General features: G+C 41.1%; 1 protein-coding gene. It reads left to right on the top strand.

The features are described 5' to 3' along the window. The first annotated feature begins 24 nt into the window (after positions 1–24). On the top strand, positions 25–537 hold the full coding sequence (locus PQQ36_RS22535) for a GNAT family N-acetyltransferase (RefSeq protein WP_031828842.1): 513 nt from the start codon (positions 25–27) through the stop codon (positions 535–537). The last annotated feature ends 64 nt before the right edge of the window (positions 538–601 follow it).

The raw sequence follows: 601 nt of genomic DNA, 5'->3' as shown, positions 1-601 counted from the left end.
GGCGTTATGTGAATGGAGCTCATCTTGAAAATATCAGTCGTCAAAAGTGGTGAAATTGAGGCGTATGAAGCGTCAATTAATGCACATCTAAACTCAGTTTTTGGTCAAGATTCTACAGTCAATTTTAACCACGAATTCGTTTGTGCAGTTCTCATCGAAGACGACAGTCAGATTGTTGCTACCGGCTTTGCTTATAGCCGGTTAATGTCACAGGGCTCCATCAACTTCAAAGCGGGCATAGTTGGCGGTATAACAGTTGCAGCAAATAAGCGTGGTCTGGGTTTAGCCAAGGTTATCGTAAAAGAACTGGATAAATACTTGGTGTCTTATGGTGTAACTCATTCTTTTCTTTTCGCTTATGAGCCAGATGTATATCGAAGTTCAGGGTATTCAGAGTTAATTTGTCCTATTCATTACTACGATATACAGCAGAAAAATTGGAACGAGTTTGTCTACCGTGGAGGCATGGTTAAGACTTACAATGTTGGTCACGCCCTAAGCAATCAAATCATTGAGTTTAATGGTTGTGTGTATTGAGCGCGCTGGAAAAATTCACATAACAAAGCGTTCAAGAGGGATTCATGCCGCGTGGCATTTTTGG

The sequence above is a fragment of the Vibrio sp. CCUG 15886 genome, assembly GCF_028570825.1.
GTDB lineage: Bacteria > Pseudomonadota > Gammaproteobacteria > Enterobacterales > Vibrionaceae > Vibrio > Vibrio vulnificus_B.
This window is presented reverse-complemented; position numbering and strand designations above follow the sequence as displayed.